Genomic DNA, 13,237 nt, shown 5'->3' on the forward strand with positions numbered 1-13,237 from the left:
CCCGGTGCTCAGGGGTAGAGGCCGCGCAGGCGGTGCGCCTCGGCGACCCGCTCGACGGCCAGCGTGGTGGCGGCGGTGCGCAGCGGCCTGCCGGTGGCGGTCGCGTGCGCCAAGACCTGCTCCCAGGCCTGCAGCATCCGCCGCCGCAGCCGGTTCTCGACCTCGTCGGCGCTCCACCAGTACGCCTGGTTGGCCTGCACCCACTCGAAGTACGACACGATCACCCCGCCCGCGTTGGCCAGGATGTCCGGCACCACCAACTGACCGTTGGCGGTGAACACGGCGTCCGCGTCGGGTGTCGTCGGGCCGTTCGCACCTTCGACGATGACCTTGGCCCGTACCCGGGGGGCGTTGGCCGCGGTGAGCACTCCCTCGACCGCTGCCGGGACGAGCAGGTCGGCGTCCCACTCCAGCAGGTCGGCCGGGCTGATCGCGTCGGCGCACGGGAAGCCGACCACGGAGCCGGTCGCGTCGACGTGCGCCTCCAGGGCGGGGATGTCCAGACCCCCGGGGGCCGCGATCGCGCCATACTGGTCACCGGCCGCGACGACGCGCAGACCCGCCTCGGCGAGGAACCGGGCCGCGCCGCGCCCGACCTTGCCGAAGCCTTGGACGGCCGCGGTGGCCCGCGTGGCCGCCACGCCGCGGTGCGCCAGCGCCGCCAGTCCGATGTGGACCACGCCGCGGGAGGTGGCGCTGGATCGGCCGCGAGAGCCGCCGAGGCTCATGGGCTTGCCGGTCGCGACGCCGAGCACGGTGTGGCCCTGCTGGACGGAGAAGGTGTCCATCATCCAGGCCATGGTGTCCTCGTCGGTGCCGATGTCCGGGGCCGGGATGTCGCGCTCGGGGCCGATGAGCGGGCTGATCTCACTGGTGTAGCGGCGGGTCACGCGCTCCAGTTCGGCGCGGCTGTGGTGGCGGGGGTCGATGCGGATACCACCTTTCGCGCCGCCGTAGGGCACGTCGAGCAGCGCGCACTTCCACGTCATCCACATCGCCAATGCGCGGACCTCGTCGAGGGTGACGTGGGGGCTGTAGCGCAATCCGCCCTTGGCGGGTCCGCGGGAGAAGTTGTGCTGCACCCGGTGTCCGATCAGCACCTCGGTCTCGCCGGTGTCGCGGCGCAGCGGGATGCTGACCGTCACCTCACGGCGTGGGTTGGCGAGCATGTCGTACATGCCTTGGTCGTAGCCCAGCAGGGCCACCGCTTCCCGCAGTTGCGTACGGGCGTCGTCGAGCGGGTTCGCCGGCGGCGCGGTCACCAGCGCGGTCATCGGGACTCCCCGGCGTGCGCCGCGGCGACGGCCGCCGGGTTCCCGCCCAGGCCGCTGACGTGCGGGACGCCCATGCTCTCGGCCCGGCCGGTGACCGCGGACGCCGGCATCCCGACCGCGATGCTGGACCGGAAGTCGCTCAGGGAGTTGCCGTCGACATCGGCCAGCACGCCGCCCGCAGCCGCGTGAACCGGCAGCGTGGTCCCGACACCGCGGGGGACCGCCGGGTGCCTGCGTTCCTGTGGTAGCGAGGGGCCGCCGGCGGCGGTCGCGGGATCGGTCATCACGTGCTCCAAGTCGCCTGGGGGTCGACCTCATCGTCGGCGACCGGCGACCACGGCGGCATGTCCGAACAGCACTGTCCGACCCGGACTGCTTGTGCAACCATGTCGGCATGGTGACGGTCGGCGACCTCGTCGCGGTGGCATCGCTCAACCTCGTCCCGGCTCATCTGGCGGACGCGTCGGCGGTGCTGCGCTGGGCGGCCACCAGCGAGCTGCCCGATCCCACGCCCTTCCTGGAGGGTGGCGAGGTGCTGCTGACCACCGGACTGCAGACCGCCGAGTGGGACCAGGAGTGGTCGCGGTACGTCGACCGGCTCATCGCGGCGCGGGTCGCGGCGATCGGCTTCGGCACCGGGCTCACCCACGAGGCACTCCCGGCTGGCCTGGTCGCGGCGTGCCGCGACCAGGGGATGAACCTGGTCGAGGTACCGAGGGCCACAACCTTCGTGGCGATCAGCCACACCGTCGCCTCGCTGCTGGAGTCCGCGGCCGACGCCCAGGCCCGGGCCCAGCTCGACGCCCAGCGCAGGCTGACCCAGGCCGCGCTGCTGCACGACACCCCGACCCACCTGGTCGCCACGCTGGCCGAGGTGCTCGACGGAGCGGCGACGCTGCTCGGACCGGACGCCGTCCCGCTCACCGGCCCGCGGTGCGACAAGGTGGACGTCGCGGTCGTGCACGCCGAAGTGGAGCGTCTGCGCCCCAGTGGCCGGCGCGCCGCCGCCACTGTGCAGACCCGCGCGGGGACACTGGTCGTGCAGCCCATCGGCATCAGTGGACGGCCGTCGTCGCACCTCGCGGTGCAGGTCCCCGGGCGGCTGGGTGACACCGAGCGGACCACGGTCGCGGCGGCTGTCGCGCTGCTGGGCCTGACCGCCGAGACCCGCCGGGAACGCCGCGACCAGGTACGCAGGCTCCGGGTGCGCGCGCTGGAGTTGCTGGTTCAAGGCGATGTGCGTTCGGCGGCCATCGTGCTGGACGCGGCTGGGGACCCGCCGGGGTTGGTACCCCCGCGCGTCGTCGTGGCGCGCGCGTCCGGCGGCGCCGACGCGGTGGAGGAGGGGCTGTCGGTCCTCGATCGGGCAGGCGATTTCGCCGCGCCCGTCGAGGACGAACTGTGGCTGCTCGCCCCGCCGGCGCGGATCGACAGCGCCGTGGCCGCCCTGACCGGCCTCGGGCTCCTGGTCGGCGTGGGCGACACGGTCGCCGTGACGGACGTGCGACGAAGCGTGGCCAACGCGGGCCACGCACTGGCCACGGCCTCGCCCGCCGCCCCGGTGGTGCGCTGGAGCACGGTGGTGGACGAGGGTGCGCTCACCGTGCTCGACCCGGAGCGGGCGACCGCGTTCGCGCGGTCGTTCCTGTCCCGCCTTGGCGAGGACCCCGATCTCCTCGAGACGCTGAGCAGTTTCCTGCGGCACAACGGCTCACGCCTCAAAGTCGCCCAGGAGCTGGCCGTGCACCGCAACACGGTCGGCAATCGGATCGACCAGATCGAGCGTGCACTGGGCGCCTCCCTCGACGCGCCGCAGACCAGGGTCAGCGCGTGGATCGCGGTGCAGGTGGCCACCGAGTGGGCGCGCTGACCGATGTTCAGTATGCACAACGGCCCGGCGGGCAAGAGTGCACAACTGCCCTGTTGCGGTCGGCGCCGACCCCATAGCGTGCCGCCCAACCACAAGGAGAGGTCATGAGGGTGCTACCCGTGCTGATGGCGCAGACACCGCCGATGCCACCAGGTGACGCCGTCGCCAGGCTGCACGACCACGTGCTCGACCAGGTCGGTGAATTTCCCGGTACCCGGCTCGTCGTCTACCCGGAGTTCCACACCTGCGGGACCGCTGGGTCCCGGTCCGAGCGCCACCGCCAGTACGAGGAGATGGCCGAACCGCTGGACGGGCCCCGCGTGCGGGCGCTGCGCGACATCGCCCGGGAAGCAGGTGTCTGGCTCATCCCGGGGACCGTGGTCGAGCGTGGACCGCGCGGGGAACTGTTCAACACCGCTCTGGCCATCGCGCCCGACGGCACGCTGGCCGCCCGCTACCGCAAGATCTTCCCCTGGCGGCCGGTGGAGCCGTTCACTCCGGGCGCCGAGTTCGTCACCTTCGACATCCCCGAGGTCGGCCGCCTCGGCCTGGCGGTCTGCTACGACCTGTGGTTCCCCGAGGTCATCCGGCAGCTGGCGTGGCTCGGCGCGGAGTGCGTGGTGCTCCCCACTCAGACCTCCACCACCGACCGCGAGCAGGAACTCGTGCTCGCCAGGGCCGCGGCGATCCAGAACCAGGTGTTCGTGCTCAGCGTCAACGCGTCCGGCCCGGTGGGAACCGGGCGGACCATCGCCGTGGACCCGGAGGGCCTCGTCCGCTGCCAGACCTCGGGCAGCAGCCCGGAGACCCTCACCGACGTCCTCGACCTCGACGCGGTCACCCGCGTGCGCGCGCACGGCACCTGCGGACTGAACCGCATGTGGTCCCAGGCGCGGCCGGGCGACCCCGTGGTGCCGCTACCGCTTTACGACGGCCGTATCGAGCCGAGCCGGTGGGAACCCCTGCCCTGAACGGAGAGACCCATGCCGACTGAATCCCCGGGCCTGCGGCGAACGCTCACGCTGTGGCCGCTGGTCTTGTTCGGAATCGCCTACGTGACACCGTTCGTCGTCCTGACGACCTTCGGTATCTTCGCCGAGGCGAGCAACGGCACTCTCGCCGCCACCTATGCCCTGGCCACCGGCGCGATGATCTTCACAGCGCTGAGCTACGGCAAACTCGCCGGGCTCTACCCGCAGGCGGGCTCCGCCTACACCTATGCCCGCCGCGCGATCGGCGCGAAGGTCGGGTTCATGACCGGCTGGGCGCTGCTGCTGGACTACCTGTTCCTGCCGATGGTGGTGTGGCTCTTCGGCACCGCCTACCTCACCGACCAGTTCCCGATGGTGCCCGGCTGGGTGTTCCTGCTCGCGTTCATCGTGCTCACCACCACGCTCAACGTGATCGGGATAAGCGTCGCGACGAGGGTCAACCTGGCTCTGATCAGCTTCCAGGTCTTGGTGCTCGTGTTCTTCGTCGTGTTCTCTTTGGACGCCGTCGTCGAAACCTCGGGTGTGGCGGGCCTGGCGAGCGCGGAACCGTTCTGGAATCCGGCCTCGACCCTGGCCGCGGTCTCCGGCGGCGCCGCGCTGGCCGCCTACAGCTTCATCGGGTTCGACGCCGTGAGCACCTTCGCCGAGGAGACCGTCGAACCGCGGCGCACCGTTCCCCGCGCCATCGTGCTGACCGCCGCCGGGGCGGGCGGCATCTTCATCCTGGTCGCCTATGCGGTCCAGCTGGTGCACCCCGGCGGGGTCTTCGCCAACGCCGACAGCGCCGCGCTCGACATCGCCAAGGAAATCGGCGGCGACCTCTTCGGCGCGGTGTTCCTGGCCACGGTGATCGTCGCCCAGTTCACCGCAGGCATCCCCATCCAGGCCGCGGGCGCCCGCCTGATGTACGCGATGGGCCGAGACGGCGTCCTGCCGAAGAAGCTCTTCGCCGCGATCCACCCGCGCTTCCGGACGCCTTTCCTGAACATTCTGATCACCGGCGCGATCGGCCTGCTCGCCCTCGTCCTCACGGTCACCACGTCGACCTCGTTCATCAACTTCGGGGCGTTCATGGGCTTCTCCGTGGTGAACATCGCCGTCATCGCCCAATACTTTCGCGACCGGCGTACCGTGCGCCGCAATCCCGTCACGTGGATCATCCTGCCCCTGTTCGGCCTGTTCTTCGTAGGCTGGCTGATCATCAGCCTGGACGGCAAAGCCCTTGTCCTCGGCGCCGTCTGGGCGGCCGTCGGCCTCGGCTGGCTCGCCTACCTCACCCGGGGATTCCGCCTCGCACCGCCCGAACTCGACCTCGACGACACCAGCCACGCCGGCAGTACACAGCCCCGCGGCACGGTCCGCTGAGACGCGCCATACGCGACCGCGTACGTTTCGCCGCGTTGTGGCCGTACAGTCCGCGCACCAGGTCGTGACAGCCGTTCGCCATCCACGACCGGCGCTCCTCGCCGTGGGGAACGGCCGTCCTGCAGCCGCTCGGTTCGTCACGGTCACGATGGGCTCGTCATCGGGCTGACTTTCCTGTTCGGGTTCGGCAACGTGCTGAACCTCGCCCAGCTGCGAACCCGAGTTCCATTCCCCTGGGCTTGGTACATCTTTCGTGTTTATGGGTCCATTGGTTCCTCGCGCTCACTCGATCAGGGAGATCTCGACGCTCGGGCGCATGGACGGACGGATGAGTGTGAACTCCGTCTGTGTTCAAAGGAACAGGTGGGCTCACAAGCACACCCGGCCGCAGATCAGGCGCACCTTTGTTCATGCCCGTCTCCGCACAGAGTCCTAACCTGGAGAACTTTCTCACCCAGGAGCAGTGATGCATATTCTAAAATCGAGAGAAACAAACGGTCTTCGCACCCGTGGCGCGATGGTTGGTTTACTCGCCGGATGCATGCTGATTTCCACCGGATCGACCATGGCGTCGGCGGCAGAAACATCTGGCGACGATTTGCCGAACACCAAGAACGAAGTCCTCGTGCATGAAATCAAAGCGGGATGCACAGAGAATCCAGAAAGTATTGTCTGCAAGACGGATGAAAAATATTGGGCCAACGTCGATTCCCGCGCCAAATCCGTTATCGCGAAACTGGAAGCGGATAAGGATTTCATGGCGAGTGTCATGCCGAGCAAGCCGGGAATCCCACCGACGAAACCGATTGATCCAAAGCTCACCGCTGGGCTCGTAGTGGACAAGGCGCTCGCGCATCCCGAGTTCAAGAAGTATGCAAGCCGTTTGAAGCCATCAGCATCGAGCATAGCCGCATGGGCCGCTAGTGTCGCCACCACGGGAACGGTCGCAGTACTGACGGGTCAAGCCAGCGGACAGGATGTGGCCGAGACGGCGGTTTCCGGGGTACCCGTTGTCGGGCAGCTCTACGGCTTCTCGCAAGCCGCGAGCAAGGACGACGCCGAAGGCATGATCACGAACTCGATCGCACTCGCAGGAATTGCCGCGGCAGTTGCCGGCAACCCAGTTACCGGGTCGGCCGCCTCCGTGGGCCTAGCCGCCTATGAACTCGGCAAACTCTTCAAGGAAAAGCTGATCGACCAACAGAGCGGCAGAGACTGGACTTCCAATCCACCCGAGGATATCGACGAACTGTACGAGGCCGGCGCGCATATCTCCTGGACCGAGCACGACAACGCAACAGTGGACCTCGGCAGCGGACAGGACTCGCAAACCATAATCTTCGACTCTCGGCGGCCGGAAACCCTTGTGACCGACCAACCGCGAGTCAGCTACACGCTCAACGGAAGCGAAAACCCAGGAATCACCGGCGGTCCGATCGTCATCAGCGGAAAGATGGGCGGCTCATTCGACGTCAAGGATATTTCTTTTTCCCAGGCCGGAAGGACGGTGCCCGGGAATTGCGAAGACAACATCATCACGACCATGGGCACAGTTACCATGGATGAAGATGGAGGATTTTATCGAACTCTATTCTGTGCACCAAAAGAGGATGTGACCGTCACGCAGGACAACCCCGTTTCCGTGAAAATCACTTATGAAAAATACGGGGAGACTACTGCCGCTCCCGCCGACATGTCCATGTCATTCGAGGTAACCCCGGAAAACGGAGGCCCGGTCACCGCTGGGGTCCCCAATTTCAGCGTGCAGCTGTAGTGTGCCGGACGACAGCGTTTGACCCCGTTCGCGCGGGGCGTCGCGCGGGAACCGTCACCGGCCACGAGAGGTCGGTGACGGTTCCACGGATCAGCCCATTTTCGGATGTCTCGCACGAGGTAGGAGAGGGGCCGCAGCGGATCACCCGCGAGGAGCTGCCACACCCGTCCGGTCGAACCTCGTGATGCCACGGGGCGGTCGGCATCGCCCGCGCCCAGCAACTGGCTGGCCAGGCCACTGACCAGCCGCACCATGAGGAAGCCGCCGCGGATACCCTGACCGCGAGTCAGGGCGACCCCCGGCCCGACCGGATCTCCGGTCCGGGCCTGTGCCACGGCGTCGCCGGGTACCTGTTCTGCGACTCCTGCAGTCGGCGCATGAACGGTAAGACACGTCGCGGGATTCGTCGCTTCGCGGGGGCGGGAAGTCGGGACGGTGACGACCCTGCCGGCCCGCGCCACCTCGACATCGAAGGCGGTGCTCCGGACCCGGCCGCCCTGGTGTCCCTGGCCACGAAGCGCTCAATGCGGAACGGATGCGGCGGCCACCCCTGCGTCACCGCATCCAGCGCGGCCTGGCGCCAGGGCCGGCCCGCAGCGGTGGACACGCCCGCCGTCAGAGGACTGCCGAGATAGGTCACGAGGTCGAGCACGCTGGAGCGCGACCGGCTGCGCCGTCGAGCGACCTCACGCCGCCTGTCTGCCCTGGCTGATCATGTCTGCGAGTCTTCACCATACGTGTTCCTCGAAACGCCTCAAGGTCGTTTCATCCTGCACTCCCTCGGCAACCACGACGACCAGACCCCATACGACCTCGCGGCAGTGATTGGTCCTGGTGATGAGCAAATCAGCAGCCAGCTCGTCTTCGCGGACAATCCGGAAGGCATGACCAGAATCGCCTTCACCAACACGTCGGAAAGGTTCTCGTTCCTCGACGCGGAGGCCGACGAGGAAGCCGCGCTGAGTCGCCGGCTGGGCCGAGCCCAGGGCGCAGTCCGGAACTCGTGGCAAGCTCGACGTCACCGCGGCTGACCCGGAGCAGATCGTCGGCCCGCTAGACCAGTTCATCGCCCAGCCGGGGTGCCCTTGGCGTCGCGGGCGTAGGTGGTGCGGACGCCGTTGTCGGTGACCTTGGTGATGCCGAGGGCGGACTGCACGAACTGGTGCGTGTAGGTAGTCGTCCCGGCCTTCTCGACGTCGGTGTTGGGCTGCGTCTGGTCGGTGGTGTCGTAGCCCGCCGAGAAGACCTGCTGCCCGTTGGAGGTCACTGACCTGCCGAGTCACCCTGGCCGGCCCGACGATCGCCGCAGCAAGCCTGGCCGCCCAGGACGCCGCCACGGCACAGCAACGCGGCAACGGCGGAGCGGACCAGGCGCTGGGACGACCTGGTCCCATGCTTGTGGTGCCCCCGGCAGGACTCGAACCTGCGACCTAGAGATTAGAAGGCTCTTGCTCTATCCGGCTGAGCTACGAGGGCCTGGCGCCGACGACCACAGGCCGTCCTGACCTGCAGTTTAGTCAACGTCACTTCCCCTATCGCCGGACGGCGGGGGAACGTTTCAACCTCGGCCGATGAACGGCATCTTCGTCGCCGTCACCGTCATGAACTGCACGTTCGCGGTGAGCGGGAGGGCCGCCATGTACCGCACGGCCTCCGCGACGTGTCTCACATCGAACGTCGGTTCGGGCAGTTCGCGGCCGTCGGCCTGGCGGGCGCCCCGCGCGATGCCCGCGGTCATCTCCGTCGCCGCGTTGCCGATGTCGATTTGGCCACAGGCGATGTCGTACGCGCGCCCGTCCAGCGACAGCGACTTCGTCAGGCCGGTGATGGCGTGCTTCGTCGCCGTGTAGGCCGCGCTGCCGGGGCGCGGGGTGTGCGCGGAGATGGAGCCGTTGTTGATGATGCGGCCGCCGCGCGGGTCCTGGTGCTTCATGATCCGGAACGCCTCCCGCGCGCACAGGAACGCGCCGGTCAGGTTCACCGCCACGGTCTGCTGCCACGCCTCGACCGGGATCTCGTCCGGGTCGCCAGCCGGGCCGAACGTGCCGGCGTTGTTGAACAGTACGTCGACCCGGCCCCAGCGGGCCGTCACCGCCTCGAACAGGGCGCTGACCTGCGCGGGGTCGGCGACGTCGGCCGCGTGCACCAGCGCCTCCGGCGCGCCGGCGGCGGTCTCCGCCAGCGCGTCGGCCCGGCGACCGGCCAGCGCGACGCGGTAGCCGTCCTCCAGCAGCGCCCGCGCCACGTGCCGGCCGATGCCGGAACCCGCACCCGTCAAGACCGCGACCCCACCCATGCGCACCTCCCGCTCCGAACCTGCGACCCAGAGATTAGAAGGCTCTTGCTGCCCAGCCGGGCACCTCCCGCTACACAGTCAACACGACCTTGCCACGTCCGTGCCCGGTCTCGATCTCCCGGTGCGCGTCGGCCGCCTCGTCCAGGGGGTACGTCCGCCGCACCAGGAAACTCAGCTCGCCCCGGTCGTACATGCCGGCCAGCTCGGCGAGCCGCTCGGCCGACCGCTGCCTGCGCACCAGCTGCACGCCCAGCGACTCCGCCCGGCCGTGGTCCACCAGGGTGACGACGCGACGTCGCTCCTTCACCAGGGCGAGTGAAAGATCGAGCGCCGGACCACCCGCCCCGTCCAGGACCGCGTGCACCCCACCGGGTGAAAGCGCTCGCAGCCGGTCCTCCAGGCCATCGCCGTAGACGACCGGCGTCGCCCCGAGCGAGCGCACGTACTCCTGGTTCGCCTCGCTCGCGGTGCCGATCACGGACGCGCCCCACCGCCGCGCCAGCTGCACCGCCGCCGTGCCGACCGAACCCGCCGCCGCGTGGATCAGCACCGTGTCCCCCTGGCCGACGCCGAGCTGCCGCAACGCCAGGTACGCCGTCTGGGTTCCGGCGGTGAACCCACCCGCGACGGTCCACGGCATCCCGGCCGGCTTGGCGGTGATCTGGTCCTGCCCGACCACCACGTACTCGGCGTAGCAGCCCAGCACGTTGAAGCCGAGCACCTCGTCACCGACCGACCACGCGACCCCGTCCCCGGCCTGGTCGACCACGCCGGCGAACTCGTTGCCGGGGATCCGCGGCCAGGTCAGGCCCGTCGCGTACGGCGGCTCCCAGCCGCCCCGGACCGCCGCGTCGAACGGCTGGACCCCCGCCGCCCGCACGCGGACCCGGACCTGTCCCGGACCCGCCTGGGGGTCCGGGAGGTCCATGGTGCGCAGAACCTCGGGACCACCGGGCTCGGTGAACGCCGCTGCCTTCATGGAGTGCCTCCTCGCTTTCGACCTGCGAGATCAACGGTGGCACCTCCAGTTAACTAGAGGTCAACGACGAAAAAAGCTCCCCGCGCCCGTGGACGCGGGGAGCCTCGTCGTGACTCAGAAGTTGATCATGTGCCCGGCGAGGCCGTGGATGGCCTCCTTGACCGCCTCGCCGAGGGTCGGGTGCGCGTGCACGTTCCGGGCCACCTCGTGCACCGTCAGGTCCCACTGCTGCGCCAGCGTCAGCTCCGGCAGCAGCTCGGTCACGTCCGGCCCGATCAGGTGGGCGCCGAGCAGCTCGCCGTACTTGCCGTCGGACAGGATCTTGACGAAACCACCCGAGTCGGCCAGGCCGTGGGCCTTGCCGTTGGCCGTGAACGGGAACTTGGCGACCTGCACGTCGTAGCCCTGCTCACGCGCCTGCGCCTCGGTCAGGCCGAAGCTCGCGACCTGCGGCTGGCAGTACGTCGCGCGCGGGATCATCGTGTAGTCGAGCTCCATGGTCTCCGCGCCGCCGATCGTCTCGGCCGCGACGATGCCCATCGACTCCGCCGCGTGGGCCAGCATCAGCTTCGCGGTGACGTCACCGATCGCGAAGATGTGCGGCACGCTCGTGCGGCAGCGCCCGTCGACCGCGATGGCGCGGCGCTCGGTCAGCTCGACGCCGGTGTTCTCCAGCCCGTAGCCCTCGACCCGCGGCTGGAAGCCGATCGCCTGCAGGACCTTGTCGGCCTCCAGCGTCTGCTGGCTGCCGTTGCTGGACACGGTGACCTTGACCTTGTCGCCGCTGTCGTCGATGCTCTCGACCTTCGTGCCGGTCAGGACCTTGATGCCGAGCTTCTTGTAGCGCTTGGCCAGCTCCTTGGACACGTCCGCGTCCTCGAGCGGCACCATGCGGTCCAGGAACTCGACGATCGTCACGTCCACGCCGTAGTTGTGCATGACGTAGGCGAACTCGACGCCGATCGCGCCGGCGCCGGCGATGATGATGCTGCCCGGCAGCTCACGGGAGAGGATCTGCTCCTCATACGTCACCACGCGCTCGGACAGCTGCGTGCCCGGCAGCAGCTTGGTGGTCGCGCCGGCGGCGATGATGCAGTGGCCGAAGGTGACGGTCTCGGTGCCGTTCTCACCGGTGACCTCGATGGTGTGCGCGTCGGTGAACTTGCCGCGTCCGGTGAACTCCTGGATGTTGTTCTTCTTCATCAGGAAGTGCACGCCCTTGACGCGGCCGTCGGCGACCGAGCGGCTGCGGTCGAACGCGGCGCCGTAGTCGAAGGTGATCGGCCCGTCCGAGCTGATCCCGAAGGTCTTGGCCTCCTTGGTGACCAGGTGGGCCAGCTCCGCGTTGCGCAGCAGCGCCTTCGACGGGATGCACCCGACGTTCAGGCACACGCCGCCCCAGTACTTCTCCTCGACGATCGCCGTCTTCAGGCCGAGCTGCGAAGCCCGGATCGCCGCGACATACCCGCCGGGCCCGGCACCCAGCACCACAACGTCGAAATGCGCACTCATACCCGCCACCCTATGCCCTCGCGGGCGAGCCGGTCGTGGGTGCTCGGACCCACGACCGGCCCCTGATCAGGCGCGCTCGAGGATCACGACGGGGATCTTGCGGTCCGTCTTCTTCTGGTACTCGTCGTAGTCCGGCCACACCTTCGCCATCTTCGGCCAGAGCACCTCGCGCTCGGAGTCGGTGGCGGTGCGGGCCTTCGCGGTGAACTTGTCGGCCTTGACCTGCACCTTGACCTCGGGGTTGGCCTGCAGGTTGAGGTACCAGCCGGGGTGCTCGGGCGCGCCGCCCTTGGACGCGACGATCACGTAGTCGCCCTCGTGCTCCTGGTAGATCAGGGCGAACTTGCGCTCCTGACCGGTCTTGCGGCCGATGGTGGTGAGGATCAGGATCGGGGCGCCCTTCTCCCAGTCGTGACCGACTTCACCATCGGTCTCCTCGTAGCGGCGGACGTGTTCGTCACCGAAGAGCATGCGGGGTCCTTTCGTCTCGACAGAGTTCTCCGTGAATGCGCAACGCGGGGCGCGGCGGGGGTATTTCCGGGGTCACTTTCGGTGATCCCCACTCGCTCGGGTGGTCCTGACCAGGCAAAAGCCGGAAATCGACCTAGAATTCGGCCCAACGCCGACCGCGGGAGGAACGATGAGCGACCGGCAGCACGTGACGCTCGAGGACGTGGCGAGGACCGCCGAGGTCTCGCTCGCGACGGCGTCGCGTGCGCTCAACGGCACCACCAGAGTGCGCGACGACCTGCGGGAGCGGGTCCTGTCGGCCGCGGCGGAGCTGGCCTACACGCCCAACGCGCACGCGCAGGCTCTCGCCGGCGGGTCGCGCCGGACGGTGGGCGTGATCTGCCACGACATCAGCGACCCGTACTTCGCGGCGATCACCCGTGGGGTGATGCGGGTGGCCGACAGCCACGGCCTGCTCGTGATGCTGGCCGGCACGTTCGCCGATCCGGATCGCGAGCTGGCGTGCGTCTCGACGCTGCGGGCGCAGCGGGCGTCGGCGATCCTGCTGACCGGTTCGGCGTTCGAGGACCGGGCGTGGGAGCGGCGGATGGCGGCCGAGCTGGAGCCCTACCGGCGCGGGGGCGGGCGGGTGGCCGTCGTGACGCGGCACCGGTCGCTCAAGGCGGACACGATCGCGCCGGACGACCTGGCCGGCGCGTTCGGCC

General features: G+C 69.0%; 13 protein-coding genes, 1 tRNA gene and 1 pseudogene. 7 read left to right on the plus strand and 8 right to left on the minus strand.

Going from position 1 to position 13,237, the window contains the following annotated elements:
* Positions 1–8: 8 nt before the first annotated feature.
* Together D0D15_RS09405 and D0D15_RS09410 are read right to left on the minus strand one after the other, a co-directional pair.
* Positions 9–1,274, minus strand: a complete 1,266-nt coding sequence (locus tag D0D15_RS09405) for a Glu/Leu/Phe/Val family dehydrogenase (protein ID WP_094004121.1) — start codon at positions 1,272–1,274, stop codon at positions 9–11.
* Complete coding sequence (locus D0D15_RS09410; protein ID WP_143266151.1) at positions 1,271–1,558, minus strand: hypothetical protein; 288 nt, start codon at positions 1,556–1,558, stop codon at positions 1,271–1,273. Before D0D15_RS09410 ends, D0D15_RS09405 begins: the two co-directional genes overlap by 4 nt.
* A gap of 110 nt (positions 1,559–1,668) precedes the next feature.
* Between D0D15_RS09410 and D0D15_RS09415 the strand changes: the two genes are divergently transcribed.
* The 6 genes and pseudogenes from D0D15_RS09415 to D0D15_RS09440 all read left to right on the plus strand — a co-directional run bounded on the left by D0D15_RS09415 (position 1,669) and on the right by D0D15_RS09440 (position 8,306).
* Positions 1,669–3,144 (plus strand): PucR family transcriptional regulator, encoded by a 1,476-nt coding sequence (locus tag D0D15_RS09415; protein WP_094004119.1) that lies wholly within the window; start codon positions 1,669–1,671, stop codon positions 3,142–3,144.
* A gap of 104 nt (positions 3,145–3,248) precedes the next feature.
* On the plus strand, positions 3,249–4,115 hold the full coding sequence (locus D0D15_RS09420; protein ID WP_198958144.1) for a carbon-nitrogen hydrolase family protein: 867 nt from the start codon (positions 3,249–3,251) through the stop codon (positions 4,113–4,115).
* A gap of 12 nt (positions 4,116–4,127) precedes the next feature.
* Positions 4,128–5,501, plus strand: a complete 1,374-nt coding sequence (locus D0D15_RS09425; RefSeq protein ID WP_094004118.1) for an APC family permease — start codon at positions 4,128–4,130, stop codon at positions 5,499–5,501.
* Between the two features lie 466 nt (positions 5,502–5,967).
* On the plus strand, positions 5,968–7,275 hold the full coding sequence (locus D0D15_RS35885) for a hypothetical protein (RefSeq protein ID WP_143266150.1): 1,308 nt from the start codon (positions 5,968–5,970) through the stop codon (positions 7,273–7,275).
* 197 nt (positions 7,276–7,472) lie between these two features.
* A pseudogene (locus D0D15_RS37755) lies at positions 7,473–7,910 on the plus strand (hypothetical protein); the annotation flags it as partial.
* Positions 7,911–8,012: 102 nt separating this feature from the next.
* On the plus strand, positions 8,013–8,306 hold the full coding sequence (locus D0D15_RS09440) for a hypothetical protein (protein ID WP_094004116.1): 294 nt from the start codon (positions 8,013–8,015) through the stop codon (positions 8,304–8,306).
* A 32-nt stretch (positions 8,307–8,338) separates the two neighbouring features.
* Here D0D15_RS09440 and D0D15_RS09445 read toward each other — a convergent pair whose 3' ends face one another.
* From D0D15_RS09445 to D0D15_RS09470, 6 genes are all read right to left on the minus strand, one after another.
* Entirely contained in the window at positions 8,339–8,542 is a 204-nt protein-coding gene (locus D0D15_RS09445) for a hypothetical protein (RefSeq protein ID WP_094004115.1), read from the minus strand.
* A gap of 132 nt (positions 8,543–8,674) precedes the next feature.
* Positions 8,675–8,751, minus strand: a tRNA-Arg gene (locus tag D0D15_RS09450).
* A gap of 82 nt (positions 8,752–8,833) precedes the next feature.
* A complete protein-coding gene (locus D0D15_RS09455) occupies positions 8,834–9,571 on the minus strand; it encodes an SDR family oxidoreductase (RefSeq protein ID WP_115944375.1) in 738 nt (245 codons plus the stop codon).
* Positions 9,572–9,641: 70 nt separating this feature from the next.
* Positions 9,642–10,550, minus strand: coding sequence for an NADP-dependent oxidoreductase (locus D0D15_RS09460; RefSeq protein WP_094004113.1), 909 nt, complete (start codon positions 10,548–10,550; stop codon positions 9,642–9,644).
* A gap of 114 nt (positions 10,551–10,664) precedes the next feature.
* Entirely contained in the window at positions 10,665–12,062 is a 1,398-nt protein-coding gene (lpdA, locus tag D0D15_RS09465; protein ID WP_094004112.1) for a dihydrolipoyl dehydrogenase, read from the minus strand.
* Positions 12,063–12,128: 66 nt separating this feature from the next.
* Entirely contained in the window at positions 12,129–12,533 is a 405-nt protein-coding gene (locus tag D0D15_RS09470) for a nitroreductase family deazaflavin-dependent oxidoreductase (RefSeq protein ID WP_094004111.1), read from the minus strand.
* A gap of 169 nt (positions 12,534–12,702) precedes the next feature.
* On the opposite strand from D0D15_RS09470, the gene D0D15_RS09475 reads away from it, so the two are divergent.
* Positions 12,703–13,237: LacI family DNA-binding transcriptional regulator (locus D0D15_RS09475; protein ID WP_162830533.1), on the plus strand; the 535-nt coding region annotated here is incomplete at its 3' end.

Source organism: Amycolatopsis thermalba (assembly GCF_003385215.1).
GTDB classification, from domain to species: Bacteria; Actinomycetota; Actinomycetes; order Mycobacteriales; family Pseudonocardiaceae; genus Amycolatopsis_E; species Amycolatopsis_E thermalba.

Excerpts from the sequence above, each read along its gene's own strand:
- D0D15_RS35885 (WP_143266150.1), top strand. The coding sequence starts at position 5,968 with ATGCATATTCTAAAATCGAGAGAAACAAACGGTCTTCGCACCCGTGGC.
- D0D15_RS09460 (WP_094004113.1), bottom strand. The coding sequence starts at position 10,550 with ATGAAGGCAGCGGCGTTCACCGAGCCCGGTGGTCCCGAGGTTCTGCGC.
- D0D15_RS09405 (WP_094004121.1), bottom strand. The coding sequence starts at position 1,274 with ATGACCGCGCTGGTGACCGCGCCGCCGGCGAACCCGCTCGACGACGCC.
- D0D15_RS09410 (WP_143266151.1), bottom strand. The coding sequence starts at position 1,558 with ATGACCGATCCCGCGACCGCCGCCGGCGGCCCCTCGCTACCACAGGAA.
- D0D15_RS09425 (WP_094004118.1), top strand. The coding sequence starts at position 4,128 with ATGCCGACTGAATCCCCGGGCCTGCGGCGAACGCTCACGCTGTGGCCG.
- D0D15_RS09415 (WP_094004119.1), top strand. The coding sequence starts at position 1,669 with ATGGTGACGGTCGGCGACCTCGTCGCGGTGGCATCGCTCAACCTCGTC.
- lpdA (WP_094004112.1), bottom strand. The coding sequence starts at position 12,062 with ATGAGTGCGCATTTCGACGTTGTGGTGCTGGGTGCCGGGCCCGGCGGG.
- D0D15_RS09420 (WP_198958144.1), top strand. The coding sequence starts at position 3,249 with ATGAGGGTGCTACCCGTGCTGATGGCGCAGACACCGCCGATGCCACCA.
- D0D15_RS09455 (WP_115944375.1), bottom strand. The coding sequence starts at position 9,571 with ATGGGTGGGGTCGCGGTCTTGACGGGTGCGGGTTCCGGCATCGGCCGG.
- D0D15_RS09470 (WP_094004111.1), bottom strand. The coding sequence starts at position 12,533 with ATGCTCTTCGGTGACGAACACGTCCGCCGCTACGAGGAGACCGATGGT.